The organism is Halosimplex carlsbadense 2-9-1 (assembly GCF_000337455.1).
GTDB lineage: Archaea > Halobacteriota > Halobacteria > Halobacteriales > Haloarculaceae > Halosimplex > Halosimplex carlsbadense.
In genome coordinates this window covers 99,354-118,828 of sequence record NZ_AOIU01000035.1, presented here as the reverse complement: position 1 = coordinate 118,828, position 19,475 = coordinate 99,354, and the positions used below count along the sequence as shown (strand labels likewise).

The following is a 19,475-nucleotide window of genomic DNA, read 5'->3' as shown; positions in this document are numbered from 1 at the left end:
TACTGCGAACGATAATCCACCCATACCCCCGTTCGGAGTCGGTAAGGACCGTCTACCGCCCGGATCGGGTTACCTGTTCCGAAAATATGTTATTGTATAAATGATTCTATTCTGGCCATCGCTTCCTTGAGGTCACCGAGGCTCGTCGCGTAGGAGACGCGGAGGTGGCCCTCGCCGCCGGCGCCGAAGACGTCGCCGGGGACGACCGCCACGCGCTGTTCCTCCAGCAGCGCTTCGGCGAAGGCGTCGCTGTCGTCCCAGGGGCACTCGGGGAAGGCGTAGAACGCGCCCGCCGCCGGGAAGCAGTCGACGCCCATCTCCTCGAATCGGGAGAGGACGAAGTTCCGTCGCCGGTCGTACTGGGCGCGCATCTCTCGGACTTCGTCGCCGCAGGAGTCAAGCGCCTCGACGGCCGCGTACTGCGCCGTCGTCGGCGCCGACAGCATCGTGTACTGGTGGATGCGGTTCATCGCCGCCGTCGCTTCCGGCGGCGCCAGCGCGTAGCCCAGCCGCAGGCCGGTCATCGCGTAGGCCTTCGAGAAGCCGTTGAAGACGATCGTCCGCTCGCGCATGCCCGGGAGCGTCGCGATCGAGGCGTGGTCGTGTTCGTAGGACAGCTCGGCGTAGATCTCGTCCGAGAACACCAACAGATCGTGCTCGCGGGCGAACTCGGCGACCGGCCGCAGTTCCTCGCGGGTCATCGTCGCGCCCGTCGGATTGTTCGGGTAGCACATGACCAGCGCCTCGGCGTCGGCGGCGCCCGACGACTCCAGGACCTCCCGTGTGAGTTTGAACTCGTCGGCCGCGCGCGTGGGCACGTCGACCACATCCGCCCCGGCGAAGCGGGCGCTCGGGACGTAGGAGACGTAACAGGGCTGGGCGATCGCGACGGAGTCGTCCTCGTCGAGGAACGCCCGGAAGGCCAGGTCGACGGCCTCGCTGGCCCCGGAGGTGACGAGGATCTCCTCGTCGGGGTCGTAGTCGAGGCCGTACCGGCGCTCGGTGTCGGCGGCGATCCGGTCGCGCAGCTCGCGCATCCCGCGGTTGGCGGTGTAGGAGGTCTGGCCGCGCTCCAGGGAGGCGATGGCGGCGTCGCGGGCGGCCCACGGCGGCGCGAAGTCGGGCTCGCCGACCCCCAGCGAGATGATGTCGTCGTACTCCTCGGCGAGTTCGAAGAACTTGCGGATGCCCGACGGCGGGACCGACGCGACGGTGTCGGTCGGCTCGAACGTCATGGCGAGATCGACAGCCGGTCGTCGTCGTGGCCGTCCCCGAACTCGACGCCCCGCTCCTTGTAGCTCTCCATGATGTAGTGGGTCACCGTCTGGGTGATCTCCGGGACGGGCGCGACCTTCTCGCTGATGAACCGCGACACCTGGCTCATCGAGTCGCCCTCGACCTCCATGGCGAAGTCGTAGTCGCCGCTCACGAGCCGCAGCCCCTGTACCTCGGGGAACTTCGCGAGGCGCTCGGCGATGTCGTCGTAGCCCGTCTCGCGGTCGAGCGTGACGTTCAGCTCGACCGCGGCGCGCACGCGCTCGGGCTCGACTTTGTCCCAGTCGACGACGGCCTGGTAGCCCTTGATCACGCCCTCGCTCTCGAGGTCCTCGACGACGGCCTCGACTTCCCCGGCGTCGAGGCCGGTCTGTCGAGCCAGGTCTTCGGTCGAGTACCGCGCGTTCTCGCGGAGCAACGCCAGTATCTCCTCGCGGTCGCTCATACCTACCTTCCGGCCCACTGCGACCAAAAGGGTTTCTCAATCGCGGCAGGCGCTCGCACACCACCGCCCACTGGCCTCGGAGACGACACCTCTCCGCCGCAATCGCACCCGAGACGGGCGGTTTTATCCGCATCTCTCTCATAGACGCCGCCATGCTCGACACGGACCCGTCGGACGGGCCCCCCGACGGCGGCTGGGCGTTCGTCGCTGCGAGCGACGGCGCCGCGGACCTCCTCGGGACGCTCACCGAACTCAACGCCGAGCGAGCGTACACGCGCTCGGACCTGTCCGAGCGGTCGGGCGTCCCGCTGAAGACGCTGTACCTCGACGGCCTGCTCGACGAGTTCGTCGACCTGGGCGCCCTCGTCCGCGCCGACGACGAGAGCGACGACGAGAGCGAGCCGCAGTACCGGGTCGCCGGCGACAGCGACCTGCTCGACGCCGCCCGCGCGTTCGACGACGCCTACCGGGCGGACTGACCGGACGGCCCCGACGACCGCCCTCAGTCGCCGTGTTCGTCCGGAGACGCTCACTCCGTCCGGTCCTCGCTGCTCGCGGGCGACGATGTCGCCCGCTCGCTCGTCCGGAGGCGTTCGCTTCGCTCACGCCTCCCGTCCCTCGAACCCGCCGAGCCACCCGTCGACCGCCGCCTTCACCGCACCGGTCGTGCTCCCCACGTGGAGCAGCTGGTAGCCGTTCGCGGCCTTCTCGTTCACGTCGTCCGTCCCGAAGCCGAGCCCGCCCAGCGCCACGTCCGACTCGACCGCGGTCGAGCGGATCCGCTCGATCCCCTCTCGGACCTCGGGGTGGTCGAGTTCGCCGGGGTGGCCCAGCGACACGGACAGGTCGAGCGGCCCGGCGAAGACGAAGTCCAACTCGGGGACAGCGACGATATCGTCGACCGCCTCGACGGCCTCGCGGTTCTCGATCGTCACACCGAACAAGACCTCCTCGTCCTCGGTCGCGACGTAGTCGTCGGCCTGGCCCCACCGACGTGCGCGCGGGTTCGCCAGCCCGCGGTCGCCCGGTTCGCCGTCGTACTCGAAGCGGGCCGCCCGGGCCGTCCGCTCGACTTCCTCGACGCCGCCGACCCGCGAGAGGAAGAGGTTCCGGACGCCCGCGTCCAGGGCCTTCCGGACGAGCGCGGGCTCGGTGGTCGGCACGCGCGCGAGGACTTCCGTCCCCGTGCCCTCGGCGGCCCGCAACAGGTCCTCCATCGCGGTCGCGTCCCACGGGCTCGGCCCGCCGTGTTCGAAGTCGAGCCAGACGAAGTCGACGCCGAGCTCGCCGTAGAACTCGACGAGCGTCGGGCTGTACGTGTTGTCGAGGACGCCCAGCGCGACCTCGTCGTTCTCGATGCGGTCCCTGACTGCGTTCCCGCGGTGGTCGTCGACCATGGCTTCGGGTGGGCTCGTGCGGCCGTAAGCGTGGTGCCGGCGACGGCCACGAAGCCGTCCGGTCCCGAACGTCGTCGACGCTCGGAACAGCGCGAGCGGTGGTCGCGCGCGGTTCACCGCGACAGGCGGCGCCCGAGGGACGCGGTCTCCCAGAGTTTATCCGCCATCGCGGGACCACTTCGGCGCGATGGACCCACTGGGGCTCGGACTCGCCGTCGATACGGACGCGACGCTGTTGTTCTGCGGGTTCGTGGGCGGCGGCGTCGCGCTCGGGACCGTCAGCGGGCTGACCCCGGGGATCCACGCCAACACGTTCGCGCTGTTGCTCGCCGGCGTCGCGCCCTCGATCCCGGGTCCCGTCAGGTACGTCGGCGCGGCGATGCTGGCCGCCGGGGTCGTCCACACCTTCCTCGACGTGGTGCCGGCGCTCGCGCTCGGGGTCCCGGACCCGGCGATGGCCAGCTCGGCGCTGCCCGGGCATCGACTGGTCCTCGCCGGTCGGGGTCGCGAGGCGCTCCGGCTGTCCGCGCTCGGGAGCGCCGGGGCCGTCGCGTTCGCGGTGCCGCTTGCGGTCCCGATGACCCGTGCGATGACCACGGTCTACCCGACGCTGCGGGCGAACCTGTCGATCCTTTTGGGCGGCGTCGTCGTCCTCCTCGTCGCCACGGAGTCGACGACCGTCGGACGAGTGGGCGCCGCGCTGTCGGTCGCGGCGAGCGGCGCGCTGGGCGCGGTCGCGCTGGATCTGCCACCGGGCGGAGTCGTGGATTCGGGCGGCATGCTCGCGCCCATCTTCACCGGGCTGTTCGGCGCGCCGGTCCTGCTGGACGCGCTGACCGGCGAGGGCGTGCCGCCCCAGGACGACGCGAGCGTGGCCGCATCCCGACGGTCGGTGGCCGGGTTCGCGCTCGCGGGGACGCTGTCGGGCGCGGTGGTCGGGTACGTCCCGGGCGTGTCGAGCGCCATCGCGGCGACGGTGGCGTTGCTCGCCGTCCCGGGCGGTGGCGGGGGGCGCCCGGAGCGCAGCGCGGACGGCGCCCGCGGATTTATCGTGACGACCAGCGGCGTGAACACCGCGAACACGGTGTTCGCTCTGCTGGCGCTGATCGCGCTCGGGACGCCCCGGACCGGCGTCATGGTCGCGATGAGCGACGCGGGCGTGCCGCTCGATCTGCCGCTGTTGCTCGGGAGCGTCCTCGTCGCCGCGGCCTGTGGCTTCGCGCTCGTGGTGACCCTCGGCGACGGCTATCTGCGACTGGTCGGGCGGGCCGACTACGCGCGGCTGTCCGTGAGCGTGCTGTGTCTCGTCGCGGTCGTGATCGCCGTACTGACCGGACCGCTCGGCGTCGCGGTCTTCGGGGCGTCGACCGTCGTCGGGCTGGTGCCCGTCAGATTCGGCGCTCGACGGGCGTCGCTGATGGGCGTGTTGCTCGTCCCGTTGATCCTCGGTCTGTGAGCACTGCGTCCCGAGCCTGGCGGCGACCGCACGCTCTCTCGGCCCCGAGCTACCGCGTTCGCAGACCGACTTCGATCGGCTGCTGTGGCTGGAGCGTGATCTGCATCGACAGGTCCAGCGGCGGTTCGCTGACCGGGTCGAAGGCGAACCGCGCGGCCAGCGTCGCCAACACGAGTTTCGCCTCCATGAGCGCGAAGCGCATGCCGATGCAGTGGCGCGGGCCGCCGCCGAACGGGAAGTAGGCGTAGTCGGGCAACTCCTCGCGGAAGGAGTCAGTCCACCGCTCCGGGCGGAACGCGTCGGGGTCGTCGTACCACCGCTCGTCGCGCTGGACGACCCACTGGGGCATCGAGACGGTCGACCCCTCGGGGATCCGGTAGCCGCCGAGTTCCACGTCGCGGGTGGGCTCGCGGAACACCGTGTACGCCGGCGGGTAGAGGCGCAACGCCTCGTCGACGACCCTGTCCAGGTAGTCGAGTTCGAACAGGTCGGTCGCGCCCGGCCGCTCGGCGTCGGCCGCGCTGCCCTCGGTCCCGTCGCCCAGGACTTCGTCGAGTTCCGCGTGGAGTCGAGCCTGTCGCTCGGCGTCGTTCGCGAGCAGCATCACGGCGTATGAGAGCGTGAGCGCGGTGGTCTCGTGGCCGGCGAACAGGAAAGTGAAGAGATGGTCGCGGATCTGTTGCTCCGAGAGCCCGCCGCCCTCCCGGGATTCGCCGGTCCCGTCGTCGGGGTCGACGGCGAGGAGGATCGAGAGGAGGTCGTCGAACGCCTCGTCGGTGGCGCGGCGTTCGGCGACGATGTCGGCGATGGCGTCGTCGAACCGGGAGACGGCGCGGCGACAGCGGCGGTTCGCGGGGGTTGGGACCCACAGCGGGAGGAGCGCGGAGAGCGAGCCGGCGTCGAAGCGGTCGGAGATGACCGCGGCGGCGTCGCGGATGGCCGACTCGCGGCCGCGGATGTCCACGTCCAGCAGCGTCTTCGCGAGGATCTCCAGGGTGAGCGTGCGCATCTCCTCGCTGACGGCGATAGGTCCGGCGTTCGGGTCGCGGTCGGCCCACTCGGCGGCGCGCTCGTCGGCGAAGCGGGCCATCATATCGGCGTAGGTCTCGATTCGGTCGCGGTAAAACGAGGGCTGGAGCGCGGTACGGTGGGCTCCCCAGGCTTCGCCCTCCATCAGGAAGAGGCCGCCGTCGGCGATCTGGCCGAGGGCGTTGCGGATGATGGAGGCGCGGCGGTAGTCGGCGTCGTCGGTGACCAGCACCTGTTCGATGTCGGTGGGGTGTTTGAGCATGACGCCGTCGCTGGTGGCGACGCGGTAGGTCACCACGTCGTCCTCGTAGGCGGCGCAGCGTGCGTAGAACGCGACCGGGTCCCGCACGAACTGGAGCGTGTTGCCGATCACCGGAACGCCGTCGGGGCCCGGCGGCGCGTCGCCGGGCGTGGACTCGCGGAGCGCCCGGGCGCTCGCTTCCTCGCCTTCGTCGGCGGCGTCGTGTGTTGCCATCGAGTGACGCTACGGACTCCAGCGGCATCGTCCTTCGGCCGAGTACGCACGATTCTTTAAGAGCCGGTGTGGGCGAGCGGCGACGGTCACGCGGCGAGCGGTCCGACGACGACCGCCGTCGGACGGCTCGGCCTGATCGTTTATCCCTCCTGAAGGCGCAGTCGCCCGGGTGAACGAGGAACGGTCGCGCAGGCGGAGTCTGTTGGTGTCCGCCGCACTGGTCGGCGCACTCCTGCTGAGCGGCTGTAGTGCGGCTCCGTCGGAGAGCCAACGCGACGCTATCCCGGTCGAAGAATCGACGCGGTCCTTCGAGATCGGCGAGCGGGTCGACGACGTTTCGCCCCACGGCGTGACCGTCGTGAACGACGGGAACGAGACCCGAACGGTCGCCGTCTCGGTCGCGGTTCCGGTCCGAAACGAGACGCTCCTGAACCGCACGTATTCGCTGGCTCCCGACGAACGAGTGGAGGGCGAACTCCGCAGGCCCGCGTACTACGAACTCGCCGTCGCGCTCCCCGGGAGCGGCGCGAGCCACAGGGGCGCGATCGACATCTTCGACCACTGCAACTCCTACGGGACGACGCTGACGGTCCACTCGGACGGGACCGTCTCGTCTCGGACGACGAGCTCGCTGGCCGGCTGCGAGCGAGCGCAGTTCCCGACGCCGACACCGACCGAAGCGGCGTGATCCCGGAGGCGGAGCCGACCGCCGGCTACGGGTCGGACCCGAACTCGGCCGAACGGGAGCGGGGGCGGTGCGCCACGGCCGACAACGCAGTCCTTATGCGGGCCGTTCCAGTACATCCGGCGATGACAGTCATCGGGATCGTCGGACTGCCCGGGAGCGGGAAGAGCGAGGCCGCCGCGGTCGCGCGGGAGGCGGGCGTGCCCGTCGTCACGATGGGCGACGTGATCCGCCAGGCCTGCCGCGACCGCGGGTTCGACCCCGCGACCCACCACGGCGAGATGGCGAAGACGCTCCGCGAGGAGGGGGGCCCGGACGCCATCGCCCGGGAGTCGCTCCCGCTCATCGAGGACCGCCTCGACGACGCCGACACCGTCGTCGTCGACGGCATCCGCTCGGACGTGGAGGTCGAGCGCTTCGTCGAGGCCTTCGGCGACTCGTTCACGCTCGTGGAGATCCACGCCCCCGACGAGCTGCGCGCCGAACGGCTCGACCTGCGCGGCCGCGACGCCGCCGCCGAGGAGGGCGGCGAGTCGATCGCCGAGCGCGACGAGCGCGAACTCGGGTTCGGGATGGGTGCGGCGATGGAGCGGGCGGACGTGACGATCGTCAACGACGCCAGTCTCGACGCCTTCCGGGCCGAGATCGAGCGTCTGCTCGCCGACGGGCCCGACGCGGTCGCGGACGACACAACTGCGGGCGACACCGACGAATGACCACACGGGAGACACAGCCATGAGCACCGTTTACGCCGTCGACGTACAGATCACCGCACCGGTCAACGACACCGAGGTCACCGACAGGGTCGCCGACGCCGTCACGAACCTCTTCCCAGGTGCCGAGGTCGAGCACAGCCACGGCGAGATCGTCGCCACCGCCCACGACATGGAGGAGTTCTCCGAGTCGCTCCACCGCCAGGAGATCCTCGACACCGCCCGCGGGGCCTTCTTCGAGGACCTGCGCGGGGACACCTTCTCGTTCGACCTCAAGAAACAGGCGGCCTTCCAGGGCGTCGTCAACTTCGCTGTCGGCGACCCGAGCGAACTCGGCGACATCCACGTCCGCGTGCGGGTGAACGACCCCGACGCCGAATCCTACATCGACCACGTCGCCCCGCCGACGAAAGACGGCAAGCCGATCGACCCCGACGAGTAGCGTCCCATGGCGGCGATCTTCTTCGACGTGGACGGGACGCTCGTCCGCTGGCGCGGCGACTACGGGGACGTACTGGCCGACGCCTTCGAGCGGGCCGCGGGCGGATCGCGCGGCGAGTGGCTGGAACACTACGACGATCAATTCTTCCATCATTTCGGCGCGTTCGCCGACGATCCCTATCACCAGGCGTTCGCGGACGTGTGCGACGAACACGACCTGGACTGCGACCCGGGAGACCTCGCCGAGGCGCTCGTCGCCGCGGAGTTCGACGCGGTCGAACCGGTCCCCGGCGTCGCGGCGACGGTCGAAGCCCTCGCCGAGCGTCACACGCTCGGTATCCTGACCAACGGCCTCCCCGACGTGCAGTTCGGGAAAGTCGCCGAGATCGGTCTCCTCGACCGCTTCGACGCCCGCGTCGCCTCTCACGACCCCGAGATCGAGGCGACCAAACCCGACCGCGAGATCTACGAGGCGGCGAAATCACGGGTCGACGCCGACCGATACGTGATGGTCGGCGACGACCGCGAGCCCGACATCGACGGCGCCCGCGAACACGGCTTCGAGACGGTCCACGTCGACGCGACCGCCGCCGACCTCTCGGCGCCGGACTTCCGGACGCTGTCGGTGTTGTTGTAACTCGGTCGGGGGCGGTCAGTCGTCGACCCAGCTGACGAAGACGGCGATCCACTCGCCGAGTCCGCGCCGGCGGGTCACCCGCACCGACTCGACCCACTTGACCCACTGGAAGCCGCGGCGACCGGGCGCGACCAGTCGGGTCGGCGCGCCGTGGCCGTGGCTGAGCCGGTCGCCGTCGACGTGGGTCGCCAGCAGGGCATCGCGGGCTTCCTCGACCGGGAGGCTCCAGCGGTAGCCCGTCACCGAGCGGAACTGCACCCAGGCCGCTCCCTCGCCGGGGTCGGCGGCGTCGAGGAGGTCGCCGACGCGGACGCCCCGCCAGTCGTGTTCGGAGTACCAGCCGCTCGTGCAGTCCAGCAGCGCGCGCCGCTCGGCGGGGGCGACTACCGAGTCCGGGCCGCCACCAGCGTCTCCACCGGCGATCACCGCGTCGTACGACAGCGCGAGCGACTCGCTCACCCGGCCGTCGACGGTCAGCGACCACGTCTCGCGGTCGACGGGGTCGGGGTCGTCGGCGACCCACGAGGTGACCGGGAAGCCGTTGCCCGAGTCGCTCCCCCGCTCGCGCGAGCCCGTGAACCGGCGCTCGGCGCCGGCGGTGTCGAAGACGCGATTGGCGATCCCCTGGGCCTGCCACGCGACGGCGCCCGACCCGACCAGCGCCGCGTATCGCAGCGCGTTGCGCCGGTCGGCGGTCGCCTCCCGGGTCGGGAGCGCGAACCGCTGGCGCAGGTGGAGGACCAAGAGCAGGGGAACGACCAGGCCCAGCCCGATGTGGAGGTTGAGCAGGCCCCACGGGCCGAGGTCGAGCTGCCCGCCGAACACCCACCAGATACCGGTCGCTAGCGCCGCCGTCGCGACGACGCCCAGCAGCGCCGACAGCAGCCGCGTCGCGTCGAGGTCGCCCGGCCTGAGTCGGTGGCGCACCCGCCGGAGCTTCCAGGCCAGCAGTACGACCGTCGCCAGCCCCGCGACCGCGTGGACGTCGAACACCCAGGCGCCCGCGGGGCGGCCGGAGACGAGGCTCACCGCGCCCGTCGCGAGCAGGACGACGACCGCCCCCAGCAGCGACGCGTCGACGACGCGGGGCGGCGGTTCGATACGCGGGAACCGGCTCATCGGTCGACGTTAGGACTCGACGGGCTTGACTGGCGGGGTCGTCTCGACGCGGACGATGCGACCTTCGGGTCGGTCCGCGCGCCCGCCGAACGACGGGCCTACTCCTCGAAGGCGGACTCGGCGCCGGGGGGCAGATCTTCGGGGCGCATCACGACGTTGCCCCGGCCCACGTCGACCTTGACGATGGTGTCGTCGTCCTCCATCGCCGAGAGGACGCGGCTGACCTTCGACTTCGACCAGTCGGTCTCCTCGACGAGGTCGGCCTGGCGCATGCGGCCGCCGTGGTCGTCGAGCAGCGTGAACACGACCTCCTCGTCGGAGAGGAACTCGGTCGGCACCTCCTCGGCCGCGGGCGACCCTTCGTCGGCCACCTCGGCCCCGTCGCTGGTGGCACCTGCCGCGCTCGCCGCCCCGGGCGCGTCGGGGGTATCCCCGTCGTCGGAGTCTCCGGAGGTGTCGGTCCCGAACACCCCGCGGAGCCGTGCGAGCGGCGCGCGGCCGGACCACGCGAGCAACCCGAACACCGCGACCGCGGCGACGCCGACGCCGACGAGCCCGGCGAGCGCGAGCGAGACCTGGTCGCCGACGGTGTCGACCTCTCTGGGGTCCGGGACGCCGTCACCGTCGGTGTCGGCGGCGTTCGGGTCCGTCTCGTAGCGGTTGACCTCCGGCCCGTCTTCGAGCCCGTCGCCGTCCGTGTCGGGGTTCGTCGGGTTGGTGTCGTAGCGGTTGACCTCGGCGCCGTCTTCGAGACCGTCGTCGTCGGTGTCCGCCTCGGTCGGTTCCGTCTCGTAGCGCTCGACTTCGGCGCCGTCTTCGAGGCCGTCACCGTCCGTGTCGACCTGGTTGGGGTCGGTCCCGTAGGTGTTGACCTCGAGGTTGTCGTCGAGGCCGTCGCCGTCCGTGTCGGCCTCCAGGGGGTTGGTCTCGTGCTCGTTGATCTCGGCGCCGTCGTCGAGGCCGTCGCCGTCCGTGTCGGCCTCGGTCGGATCCGTCTCGTAGGTGTTCACTTCGAGGCCGTCGGCGACGCCGTCGCCGTCGGTGTCGGCCTTGTTCGGGTTCGTTCCGAGTTCGAGCTCGCGCGGGTCGGCCAGCCCGTCGCCGTCCGTGTCGACCATCGTCGGGTCGGTCTGGTGGCGCTCGATCTCCTCGTAGTCGCCGAGCCCGTCGTCGTCCGTGTCGGCGTTCCGAGGCGAGGTGTCGTAGGTGTTCACCTCGTCCCCGTCCGTGAGGCCGTCGCTGTCCGTATCGTTCGACCGGAGCGACGTGCCGAGCGACGCCTCTCGCTCGTTGGTGAGGCCGTCGCCGTCGAGGTCGCCGCCCCGCGAGAGGACCGTGACCGGATACGTCTCGGTGTCCAGCGGATCCGAGGCGTTGGCCGCCGTCACCGACGCGCGGAGTCGCTGCTCGCCGGTGAGGTTGGCCGGCCAGGAACCGGCTCCGACGGTGACGGTCTGGTTGGCCTCGCTCGGCACGGAGACGGGCTGACACCCCAGTTCGCGGTCGGTGCCGGCGATGGCGACGCAGGTCGATGCGTTGTCGAGGCCGGCGTCGCTGGCGACGGTGACGGCGAAGCGATGGGCGCCGGACTGCCAGAGTCCGAGGTCGTCCCCGAGGCCGTCGATAGCGGCGTCGCCCTCGTAGCTCGCGCCCGTGATCTGGGCGTCCTGTTGAACAGTGGGAGCGTCCTGTTGAACGGTGGACGCCGGGGCGTCGACGGCCGTCGAGACGACGGGTGCGGCGGTACCGGCCAGTACGAGCACCGCGAGGAGCCAGACGTGGACGTTCCGTACCATGGGGTCGTGGACTGCGTGCCGTCGCCGCCGCGGCCGGACGCTCCCGGCTGCGCCCGCGCGTGCCGGCGCGGGACTGTCACTCTTGTTGGGTTGCAGGCGTTAGGTACCTTACGCCCCCGTCTGAAGGGTATGGTGACCTTTCCGCGGTCAATCTCTGCTTTCCCGTACCCCGCTCGACGGTAAGGTGTCGTTAGGAGAGTCGTCCGCTCCCCGTCGCGGAGCCGACACCGCCGTCGGTCGCGGAGTCCGCATCGCTCCCCGGGGGGCCGTCGATCTCTCGGCCTTCCCCGTCGGGTCGGTCGGTGATGCCGCCGAGGACGCGCGCCGCGGACCGTCCCTCACCGCGGTCGGTCCACGGCTCGCTGACGGAGAGTTTCATCTCCTCGTCGAGGCGGACGGTCCCCGAGCGCGGGTCATACGCGATGACCCCGAAATCGTCGAGTTTCCCCAGGTGCGCGCACCCGAGACGCCGACCGACGAGGTCAACGAGGTCGTCATCGGCCGCTGCCGGTCGCTCGCGGCCGCGCCACCACCCGACGAGGTGCGCCGCCACCGCCTCGACCGACGATCGACCGCCCACCTCCTGCAAGTGATAGAGGATCGCCCGCCGCTCCCAGTCCGAGAAGATGTCGTGCATGGTCTGGATGCCCGTCGAGTCGAGCCGTCTGCTGTCCCGTAGTGCGCCCGCGCATGAGTGCGTGTCTGACATGGTTCGTGACAGGGGCTCCGGGCCGGCACCGCCGACGCCGGTGACCCACCGCGCCCCGTATCAGGTCGGACACTCGACAGTGCCAAAGAACCGTAAACACGTCCCGTCTGTTGCCGCGGTTCCCCCCCGTTCCGTCGCTCCGGACTCCGCGAAACCGAGGCCGACGGGTCCGTTTCGGGCAGGTCGCCGAACGAGTCGAAACGGTCGCAACGGACGGGCGAACGGACGAAACGACCGAAACGGTCCGGATTCCGACTGTTTCGGGACGGAGGCGACCGCCCCGCGAGTCGGGCGGTTCGGCCGGCGGGATCGATCGCTGGCGGAACGGCGCGCGGACGAGGCCGAGGACCGCTACTCGACGAGCGCGCCGAGCAGGTCGGCGGCCAGGTCCTTTTCCAGGGGATCGTTGGCGTTGCCACAGTGGGGCGACTGGACGCAGGCCGGACAGCCCGACTCGCAGGGGCAGTCCCGGAGCATCCCGAGAGTGCGTTCCATCAGGTCGACGACCGTCTCGTAGGCCCGCTCGGTCAGCCCGACCCCGCCGGGGTAGCCGTCGTAGACGAAGATCGTCGCGCAGTCGGTGTGGGGATGCAGCGGCGTCGACAGCCCGCCCACGTCCCGGCGGTCGCAGAGAAAGGAGAGGGGAAACAGCGATATCATCCCGTGTTCGGCGGCGTGGATCGCCCCCGGAAAGGCGTCGGGCCCGTCGCCGGCAACCCGGACATCGGTCTCGACCGCCTCGGGGACGGTGAAATAGAGTGCCTCCGTCTCCAGCGTCGTCTCCGGCAACTCCAGGGGTTCCTGTCCGATCGGCTCGCCGCTCTGTCGGTCGTAGCGCTCGAACCCGGTGATCTGCTTGCGCATGCTCACGTCGGCGAACCGGACCGTCACGTCGTCGTGGGTCGGCAGGACCTGCTCCCGTCGGTCGTTCTCGACGGTGATCGTCTTGTCGTGGAGCACCTGCGTGTAGTAGTCCGGACGCACCGGCGCCAGGTCCGCCACGTCCGAGCGCAGGTCCAGGTCGACCACCTCGTAGTCCTGGCCCTGGTGGTGGTAGACGGCGCCGGGATGGGCGTCACGGAGCGCGTCGGCGAACGACAGCTTCGCGATCCGGTCCCCGTCGCGTCGGTCGCGTAGTTGGACTTCGCGGTCGCCGACGGTCCGCAGACTCATCTCGTGCTGGGGGCTGCCCTCGCCCGAGTAGAGCCAGCGCAGGCCCGCGTCGGTGTTCCGGCGGTCGAGGTCGCCGCTCTCGGTGAGGTCGGCGACGATGTCCGGGAACGGCCCGCCGAAGTGGTCGTCGTCGTCGGGTTGCAGCCACGTCTCGCGGGCGCCGGCGAGGACGTGGTCGGGCATGAGGTGTTCGTTCTCCGGGTTGGAGATCGCCTCTTCGGGTTCCTCGTCGAAGAAATCGCGGGGGTGGGCCATCAGGTACTGGTCGAGCTGGTCCTCGCCGGCGACCATCGCGACGAGCGACGGGTCGGTCCCCCGCCCCGCGCGGCCGCCCTGCTGGAACGCGGCCATCCGCGTGCCGGGGTAGCCGTCGAGCAACACCGCGTCGAGTCCGCCGATGTCGACGCCGAGTTCGAGCGCGTTGGTCGACCAGACGCCGCGGATCTCCCCGGAGTCGAGGCCGTCCTCGATCTCGCCGCGGCGCTCGTCGGTGAGCGCGGCCTGGTACGCTTCGACCGACCGCGCGATGTCGTGTTCGCCCCGGTCGCGCAAGTCGCTCGCGCTGTCGGTCGCGTAGCGCTCGGCGACCTGCCGCGACTGCGTGAAGACGACGGTCTGGTGACCCTTCGTCACGAGGTCGACGAACAGCCGCTTGGTCTCGACGTGGTTCGACCGACGGCGGCCGCTGCCGAACCCCTCGCCGTCGCCGTACTCCGGCGGGTTCCAGCAGAGCCAGTGGGTCGGTCCCGTCGCGCTGGTGTCCTCGGTCACGAGGTCGAACGACTCGGTCGGCTGGCCGGTCACCGTCGCCGCGTGGTCGACCGGGTTGCCGGTCGTCGCCGAGCAACACACCCAGTCGGGGTCAGCGTCGAAGCGCTCGCAGAGCCGGGCCAGTCGGCGGAAGACGAGCGAGACGTGACTACCGAACACGCCGCGGTACTCGTGGACCTCGTCGATCACCACCGTCTCCAGGCGCTCGAAGAACCAGTCCCACAGCCGGTGGCCGTGGGGCATGATCCCGTAGTGGAGCATGTCGGGCGTCGTCAGCAGGACGGTGGGCTGGCGGTCGCGGATGGCTTCCTTCTCTTTCCTGTCCTGGCGACCGGTGTACTGCGCCACGGAGACGCCCGAAGCGAAGCCGAGACCGTGGGCCAGGTCCGAGAGCGTCTCCTCCTGGTCGTTGATGAGCGCGACCTGCGGCGCGATATAGAGCGTCGTCGCCCGGTCGTCGAGCGCCCGCTCGAAGGCCGGGACGGTGTAGCCGACCGACTTCCCGCTGGCCGTCGGCGTCGCGAGGACGACGTTGTCGCCGTCGCGAACCGCGGAGACGGCCGCGGCCTGGTGGTCGTACAGCCGGTCGATCCCCTCCGATTCGAACGCGCTCGCCAGTCGCGAATCGAGATCAACGTCGGCGAAGGTGGCCTCGCGGCCGGTCGTCGTGCGCCGCTCGGTGATCTGCCCTTCGTAGTAGGGGCGGCCCTGCAGCCAGCGGATCGTGTCGTCCACGTTACCCCTCTCTCAGCGTCGGTGCGGCAAATCGGTTGCGCCTCACGCGTTCCTGCGGTCGGGACTCACCGTTCGCGTCGCGCCCGCGGCGGACGCGTCGAACGAGCAGCCCCAGCGCGAAGCCGAGCGTCGGGTAGATCAGCACCTCCGGGGGGTGGCTGGTGAGGAAGTACGGTCGGAAGCCAGCGGCCACGGTCGCGTCGCCGAGTTCGACCGTCTCCTCCTGTAGCGCCCGTGCGTCGGCGACATAGAACACGGCGTCGCCGAACCGGAGCGCGCTCGCCAGGACCAGCGTCGGGAGGTAGCCGCGGTTCAGTGCTGCGTGGCCGGCGGCGATGCCGATCACTAGCAGGTAGCCGGCGGGCGACCCCATCGCGAAGACGTGGGCGAGGTCGGCGGCCAAGTGGAAGCCAGGCTGGCGGCCGGTGACCGCCTGCAGGGCGAGGTAGTCGACCGCGGCGCTCGTCGCGAACAGGCCGACCGCAAGCCCGAGTGCGCCGGCCGTCCACCGACGGCTGTCGCCGACGAGCAGTGCTCGCGGATCCTCGATCCGGACGAGGCCGCGGTCGGTGCTGGTCGCCATCGTTCGCTGGTCACCCGCGAGGGCGAAAAACGTGTTGTCGAAGCGTGGGGTTCCCGCTACTGGTCGTCCGTCACTCCTCCGTGCGGAGCTTGTTGCGCGCGAGGACGACCATCGAGAGGCCCATCATCGCGAACACGGGCACGGGGAACAGCGGCGACTGGGACATCGTCTCCAGCGCGCTGGCGTCGCCGGCGGCCGCGTTGCCCGCGCCACCGTCGCCGTCGTCGTCGGGCGTCGCAGTCGGCGTCTCCGTGGGCGTCGGCGTCTCCACGTCGGCGTTGTCGGGGAACGCCTTGGCGGCGCCGTCGGAGAGTTCACCTGCGGTGAACCGCAGGTCGGTCTGGCCCGCGGCGCACGGTTCGCTCGCCGAGCGCGCGCCGGTCACTTCGCTCCCCTCGCCGGCCTCGATCGCCCCGGGACTCCCGGAGACCTCGTAGAGGGCGCCGCCGGCCTGGTGGACGACCGAGACCGGAGCGGGGCCGCTCCCGCCCTCGTCGTACTCGGCCGCGACCGGCTCACCGGCGTCGTTCTCGGCGATGTCCGAGAAGATGATCACCCGCCGTTCGGTCTGGTCCGAGTCGAAACAGAACGCGACGAAGTCGATCGTCTCCTCGGCAGGCTCCGGCGTCTGCGTCGGGGTCGGGGTTTCCGTCGCCGTGGGCGTCGGCGTCTCGGTGTCGTCCGGCGTCTCGGTCTCGGGCGGCACGTCCGTCGGAACGACGGTCGGGGTCGGGGTTTCGGTCGGCGTAGCCGTCGCGGTGGCCGTTGCCGTCGCAGTCGGAGTCGGAGTTTCCGTGGCCGTTGCCGTCGCAGTCGGGGTCGCCGTCGCGGTGGCCGTCGCCGTCGGAGTTGGAGTCGCGGTGGCCGTCACAGTCGGGGTCGCCGTCGCGGTGGCCGTCGCCGTCGGAGTCGGAGTTTCGGTGACCGTCGCCGTCGCGGTCGGAGTCGGAGTCTCGGTCGGCGAAGGAGTTTCCGTCGGCGTGTCGACCGGCTCGACGGCGTCGCAACCGCTGACGGAGACGTAGGCGGCGCCGGCGTCGGTGCGGTTCAGCGAGTCGTTCAGCGGCGCACCGACGACCACGTCGCCGAAGCCGTCGCCGTCGAAGTCGCCCGTATCGACCGCGTAGCCGGCGTAATCACCTGCCGACGCGCCGACGAACGTCGTCGCGGCCGTCGATAGGTTCGCCTCGTCCGACAGCGAGTCGTTGCCGGCGACCAGATACGCGGCGCCGGCGTTCGAGTCCGTCGAGTCGTTCAGCGGCGCGCCGATCAGCACGTCGGCGACGCCGTCGCACGTCACGCCCCTCGGACCCGTGCCGGCGACCGACCAGCCGGCTCGGTCCCCGGCCTCGGCGCCCGTCAGCCCCACGTCCGCGTCGGCGAGCGAGGACTCCCCGTCGAGGTCCTCGTCACCGTAGATGACGTAGGCCGCGCCCGCGTCCGTCCGATTCAGCGGGTCGTCGTACGGCGCGCCGACGACCACGTCCCAGACGCCGTCGTCGTTCACGTCGCCGGCCGTCGAGACGGCGTACCCCGCTCGGTCGCCCTCGGACTTCCCGACGAACGTGACGTTCGCGTCGGCGAGCGAGACCGTCCCCTCGCTGGAGCCGTTCACGACGTACGCCGCACCGGCGAATGCGCGTCGTTCACTCTCGTTCTCGGCGCTCGCGTTGTACAGCGGCGCGCCGACGACGACCTCGGCGACGCTATCGTTGTTCACGTCGCCGGCCGCGGCGACCGACCAGCCGGCGTTGCTGCCCGCCCGTTCGCCGACGAACGTCGCCGTCGCGTTCGAGAGGGTCACCTCGCCACCGTCGGCGACCGACTCGCCGTCGACGACGTACGCCGCGCCGGTGTCGTTCCCGTCTGCACCGTCGGTGCCCGGCGCGCCGACGAGGACGGCGGCCGTCGCGTTCGTGGCGTTCGCGTCGGTGCCGTCGACGCCCCCGCTCACGTTCGTCCGGCGGAGCGAGGACACGTCGTAGCCCGCGAGGTCGTTGGCTCCGGCACCGGTCAGCACCGCGTCGGCGTCGGTGAGGTTCACCGTCGCCCGCATCGACTCGTTGCCGTAGACGACGTAGGCGGCGCCCGCGTTGACGGCGGTGCTGTCGTTGTACGGCGCGCCGACGACCACGTCGGCGTAGCCGTCGCCGTTGACGTCCCCGGCGGTCGATACCGACCACCCCGCCAGGTCGTTGCTGTCGGCGCCGCGCAACACCACGTCCGCCTGGCTGCGGTTCAGTGACGACTCGTTCTGGCTGCGGTCGAACGAGGATTCGTTCGCGGGGCCGTAGACGACGTACGCCGCGCCGGTGTTCGGACCCGCTGAACCGGTACGCGGCGCGCCGACGATCAGGTCGTCGACGCCGTCGCCGTTCACGTCACCGGCCGACGCGACCGACCAGCCGGCCGTGTCGTTGGCCGCCCCGCCGCGGAGGGTCGCGTTCGCCGCCGAGAGATTCAGTGTCGACGGGTAAGCGTCGGACGAGTCCTGTGCGGCCCCAGCGGCCGAGCCATCGTCCGACTGACCGGGGATGAGCGCCGCCGCGCCGACGGCGACAGTACTCGCGAGCAACACCAGTACGATCACGACCACGAGGGCACGCCCTCGCGTCGATGGGGGATCGAGTGAGAAGTCGAACATACCACCGGTGGCACGGACACCGCGGCCGTTGTTATTCAGCCGCCACCGCGAGTAACCCCGTCCCGGCGCCCGAACAACGCCGCGTTACCCGCCGGGGCGTCCGCTCGTCGCCGCCGCGACCGCGGGCCGACAGGTCAGCTCGCCGGTCGCCCGCCGGCGGCGATCCGCGGCCGATCACTGGAGGAACGAGCAGGTCGATACAGCCCCCGGAAAGGCGGGATTTGTCGACGCAGTCGCGCGGTTCCGTGCGGGCCCGGCGGACCGCGGTCGGTCGCCGTCGCCGTCGACAGGCTCGGCTTTGCGGCCGGCGACGCGACGACCTGTCAGGCCTATCGACACGGGGTCGCCGTCCGGCCGCCCACCGCGGGAACCGACGGTCGGCGAAGACTTAGGGCCTCGTCGGTCGAGCCCTCTCCATGGGCTATCACGTCGTCGACCCCGACGAACTGGAACCGGAGCCGGACCGACCGTCCGAGATGCGGTACGTCAGCGAGGCCGCGGGGATGGAGCGGCTCGGACTGCGGACCTACGCCGTCGAACCGGGCGAGGAGATCCCCCTCTCGGGCATGCACTACCACGACGAACAGGAGGAAGCGTTCTACGTGATATCCGGGACGCTCAGCGTCGAGACACCCGAGGAGACGTATCGGGTCGAGACCGGCCAGTTCTTCGTCGCCGAGCCGGGGAGCCCGCATCGAGCGCACGTGGCTGACGAAGCGCAGGGCCTCGCCCGGGTGATCGGCGTCGGTGCGCCGCCGGTCAGCGACGGCCACAGCTACGAGGGGGAGTAACCGCGACGCGCTCCCGACCGCGCCGTTGCACGCATCGCCGAACCGCTCGACGGAACCGTTTTGCCCGCCCGGTCCCGACCGCGACTATGCCCAGCGTTCGACAGATCTGGACCGCGCCCGAGGGGAGCGCACCGATGGAGGCCAGCGAGCGCGTCCGAGCCGTCGCCGGCGGCGGGTTGGCCGGCGACCGCTACTGTCACGGCCGCGGGTACTACTCGCCCTACGACGTGTGCCAGGTCACCCTCGTCGACAGCGGGGCGGTCGAAACGGTCCGCGAGCGGTACGGTATCGACCTCTCGGACGGGCGCCACCGCCGGAACCTCGTGGTCGACTACGACGTGGTCGACCTGCTCGACACTCGGTTCTCAGTCGGCGAGGCTGTCTTCGAGGGAACGCGGCGGCGGCCGCCCTGCGCCCACGTCGAGGAAGTGGCCGGCGAGGAGGGGCTCGCGGACGCGCTCTCCGAGGAACGCGGCGGGATCTGCGCCGACGTGGTCGAAGGTGGCGAGGTCGCGGTGGGCGACGAACTGGGGGTAGTCGAGCGGCTGGACGACCCCGATGCACTCGCCGACGCGATCCGCGAGCGACGCGAGAAGTGACG

Annotated in this window: 18 protein-coding genes; 8 read left to right on the top strand and 10 right to left on the bottom strand. The window is 71.0% G+C overall.

The features are described from left to right. Window positions 1–89: 89 nt before the first annotated feature. A complete protein-coding gene (locus C475_RS16565; RefSeq protein WP_006885013.1) occupies window positions 90–1,235 on the bottom strand; it encodes a pyridoxal phosphate-dependent aminotransferase in 1,146 nt (381 codons plus the stop codon). Next, window positions 1,232–1,720, bottom strand: coding sequence for an Lrp/AsnC family transcriptional regulator (locus C475_RS16560; protein ID WP_006885012.1), 489 nt, complete (start codon window positions 1,718–1,720; stop codon window positions 1,232–1,234). Before C475_RS16560 ends, C475_RS16565 begins: the two co-directional genes overlap by 4 nt. Before the next feature lie 152 nt (window positions 1,721–1,872). Between C475_RS16560 and C475_RS16555 the strand changes: the two genes are divergently transcribed. Further along, complete coding sequence (locus tag C475_RS16555; protein WP_006885011.1) at window positions 1,873–2,199, top strand: hypothetical protein; 327 nt, start codon at window positions 1,873–1,875, stop codon at window positions 2,197–2,199. 123 nt (window positions 2,200–2,322) lie between these two features. Here C475_RS16555 and C475_RS16550 read toward each other — a convergent pair whose 3' ends face one another. Beyond that, window positions 2,323–3,117: an HpcH/HpaI aldolase family protein gene (locus C475_RS16550; protein ID WP_006885010.1), complete on the bottom strand. Its 795-nt coding sequence runs from the start codon at window positions 3,115–3,117 to the stop codon at window positions 2,323–2,325. 187 nt (window positions 3,118–3,304) lie between these two features. On the opposite strand from C475_RS16550, the gene C475_RS16545 reads away from it, so the two are divergent. Continuing rightward, the gene (locus C475_RS16545) at window positions 3,305–4,573 is read left to right on the top strand and encodes a tripartite tricarboxylate transporter permease (protein ID WP_006885009.1); all 1,269 of its coding nucleotides are present in this window, start codon (window positions 3,305–3,307) and stop codon (window positions 4,571–4,573) included. A 49-nt stretch (window positions 4,574–4,622) separates the two neighbouring features. Here the strand turns inward: C475_RS16545 and C475_RS16540 are convergent, their stop codons facing one another. After that, window positions 4,623–6,077, bottom strand: coding sequence for a cytochrome P450 (locus C475_RS16540; RefSeq protein ID WP_006885008.1), 1,455 nt, complete (start codon window positions 6,075–6,077; stop codon window positions 4,623–4,625). Between the two features lie 169 nt (window positions 6,078–6,246). Here C475_RS16540 and C475_RS16535 point away from each other — a divergent pair, with 169 nt between their 5' ends. From C475_RS16535 to C475_RS16520, 4 genes are all read left to right on the top strand, one after another. After that, window positions 6,247–6,765, top strand: coding sequence for a hypothetical protein (locus tag C475_RS16535; protein ID WP_006885007.1), 519 nt, complete (start codon window positions 6,247–6,249; stop codon window positions 6,763–6,765). A 122-nt stretch (window positions 6,766–6,887) separates the two neighbouring features. Continuing rightward, window positions 6,888–7,478, top strand: a complete 591-nt coding sequence (locus tag C475_RS16530; protein WP_049930807.1) for an AAA family ATPase — start codon at window positions 6,888–6,890, stop codon at window positions 7,476–7,478. A 19-nt stretch (window positions 7,479–7,497) separates the two neighbouring features. After that, window positions 7,498–7,917, top strand: coding sequence for an RNA-binding domain-containing protein (locus C475_RS16525; protein WP_006885005.1), 420 nt, complete (start codon window positions 7,498–7,500; stop codon window positions 7,915–7,917). Window positions 7,918–7,923: 6 nt separating this feature from the next. Next, complete coding sequence (locus C475_RS16520; RefSeq protein WP_006885004.1) at window positions 7,924–8,553, top strand: HAD family hydrolase; 630 nt, start codon at window positions 7,924–7,926, stop codon at window positions 8,551–8,553. Window positions 8,554–8,568: 15 nt separating this feature from the next. Here the strand turns inward: C475_RS16520 and C475_RS16515 are convergent, their stop codons facing one another. From C475_RS16515 to C475_RS16490, 6 genes are all read right to left on the bottom strand, one after another. Further along, window positions 8,569–9,672, bottom strand: a complete 1,104-nt coding sequence (locus C475_RS16515) for a molybdopterin-dependent oxidoreductase (protein ID WP_006885003.1) — start codon at window positions 9,670–9,672, stop codon at window positions 8,569–8,571. A 98-nt stretch (window positions 9,673–9,770) separates the two neighbouring features. Beyond that, the gene (locus tag C475_RS16510; RefSeq protein WP_006885002.1) at window positions 9,771–11,468 is read right to left on the bottom strand and encodes a helix-turn-helix transcriptional regulator; all 1,698 of its coding nucleotides are present in this window, start codon (window positions 11,466–11,468) and stop codon (window positions 9,771–9,773) included. Between the two features lie 190 nt (window positions 11,469–11,658). Next, window positions 11,659–12,177 carry a DUF7344 domain-containing protein gene (locus tag C475_RS16505; protein WP_152436469.1) on the bottom strand — a complete coding sequence of 173 codons (519 nt, stop codon included), beginning with the start codon at window positions 12,175–12,177 and terminating at the stop codon, window positions 11,659–11,661. 351 nt (window positions 12,178–12,528) lie between these two features. Further along, complete coding sequence (locus C475_RS16500) at window positions 12,529–14,856, bottom strand: DEAD/DEAH box helicase (protein ID WP_006885000.1); 2,328 nt, start codon at window positions 14,854–14,856, stop codon at window positions 12,529–12,531. Between the two features lies 1 nt (window position 14,857). Then, window positions 14,858–15,439: a hypothetical protein gene (locus C475_RS16495; protein WP_006884999.1), complete on the bottom strand. Its 582-nt coding sequence runs from the start codon at window positions 15,437–15,439 to the stop codon at window positions 14,858–14,860. Between the two features lie 70 nt (window positions 15,440–15,509). Beyond that, on the bottom strand, window positions 15,510–18,035 hold the full coding sequence (locus tag C475_RS16490; RefSeq protein WP_006884998.1) for an integrin alpha: 2,526 nt from the start codon (window positions 18,033–18,035) through the stop codon (window positions 15,510–15,512). A gap of 464 nt (window positions 18,036–18,499) precedes the next feature. On the opposite strand from C475_RS16490, the gene C475_RS16485 reads away from it, so the two are divergent. Next, a complete protein-coding gene (locus tag C475_RS16485; protein ID WP_006884997.1) occupies window positions 18,500–18,874 on the top strand; it encodes a cupin domain-containing protein in 375 nt (124 codons plus the stop codon). Between the two features lie 86 nt (window positions 18,875–18,960). Further along, a complete protein-coding gene (locus C475_RS16480; RefSeq protein WP_006884996.1) occupies window positions 18,961–19,473 on the top strand; it encodes an MOSC domain-containing protein in 513 nt (170 codons plus the stop codon). Window positions 19,474–19,475: the final 2 nt, after the last annotated feature.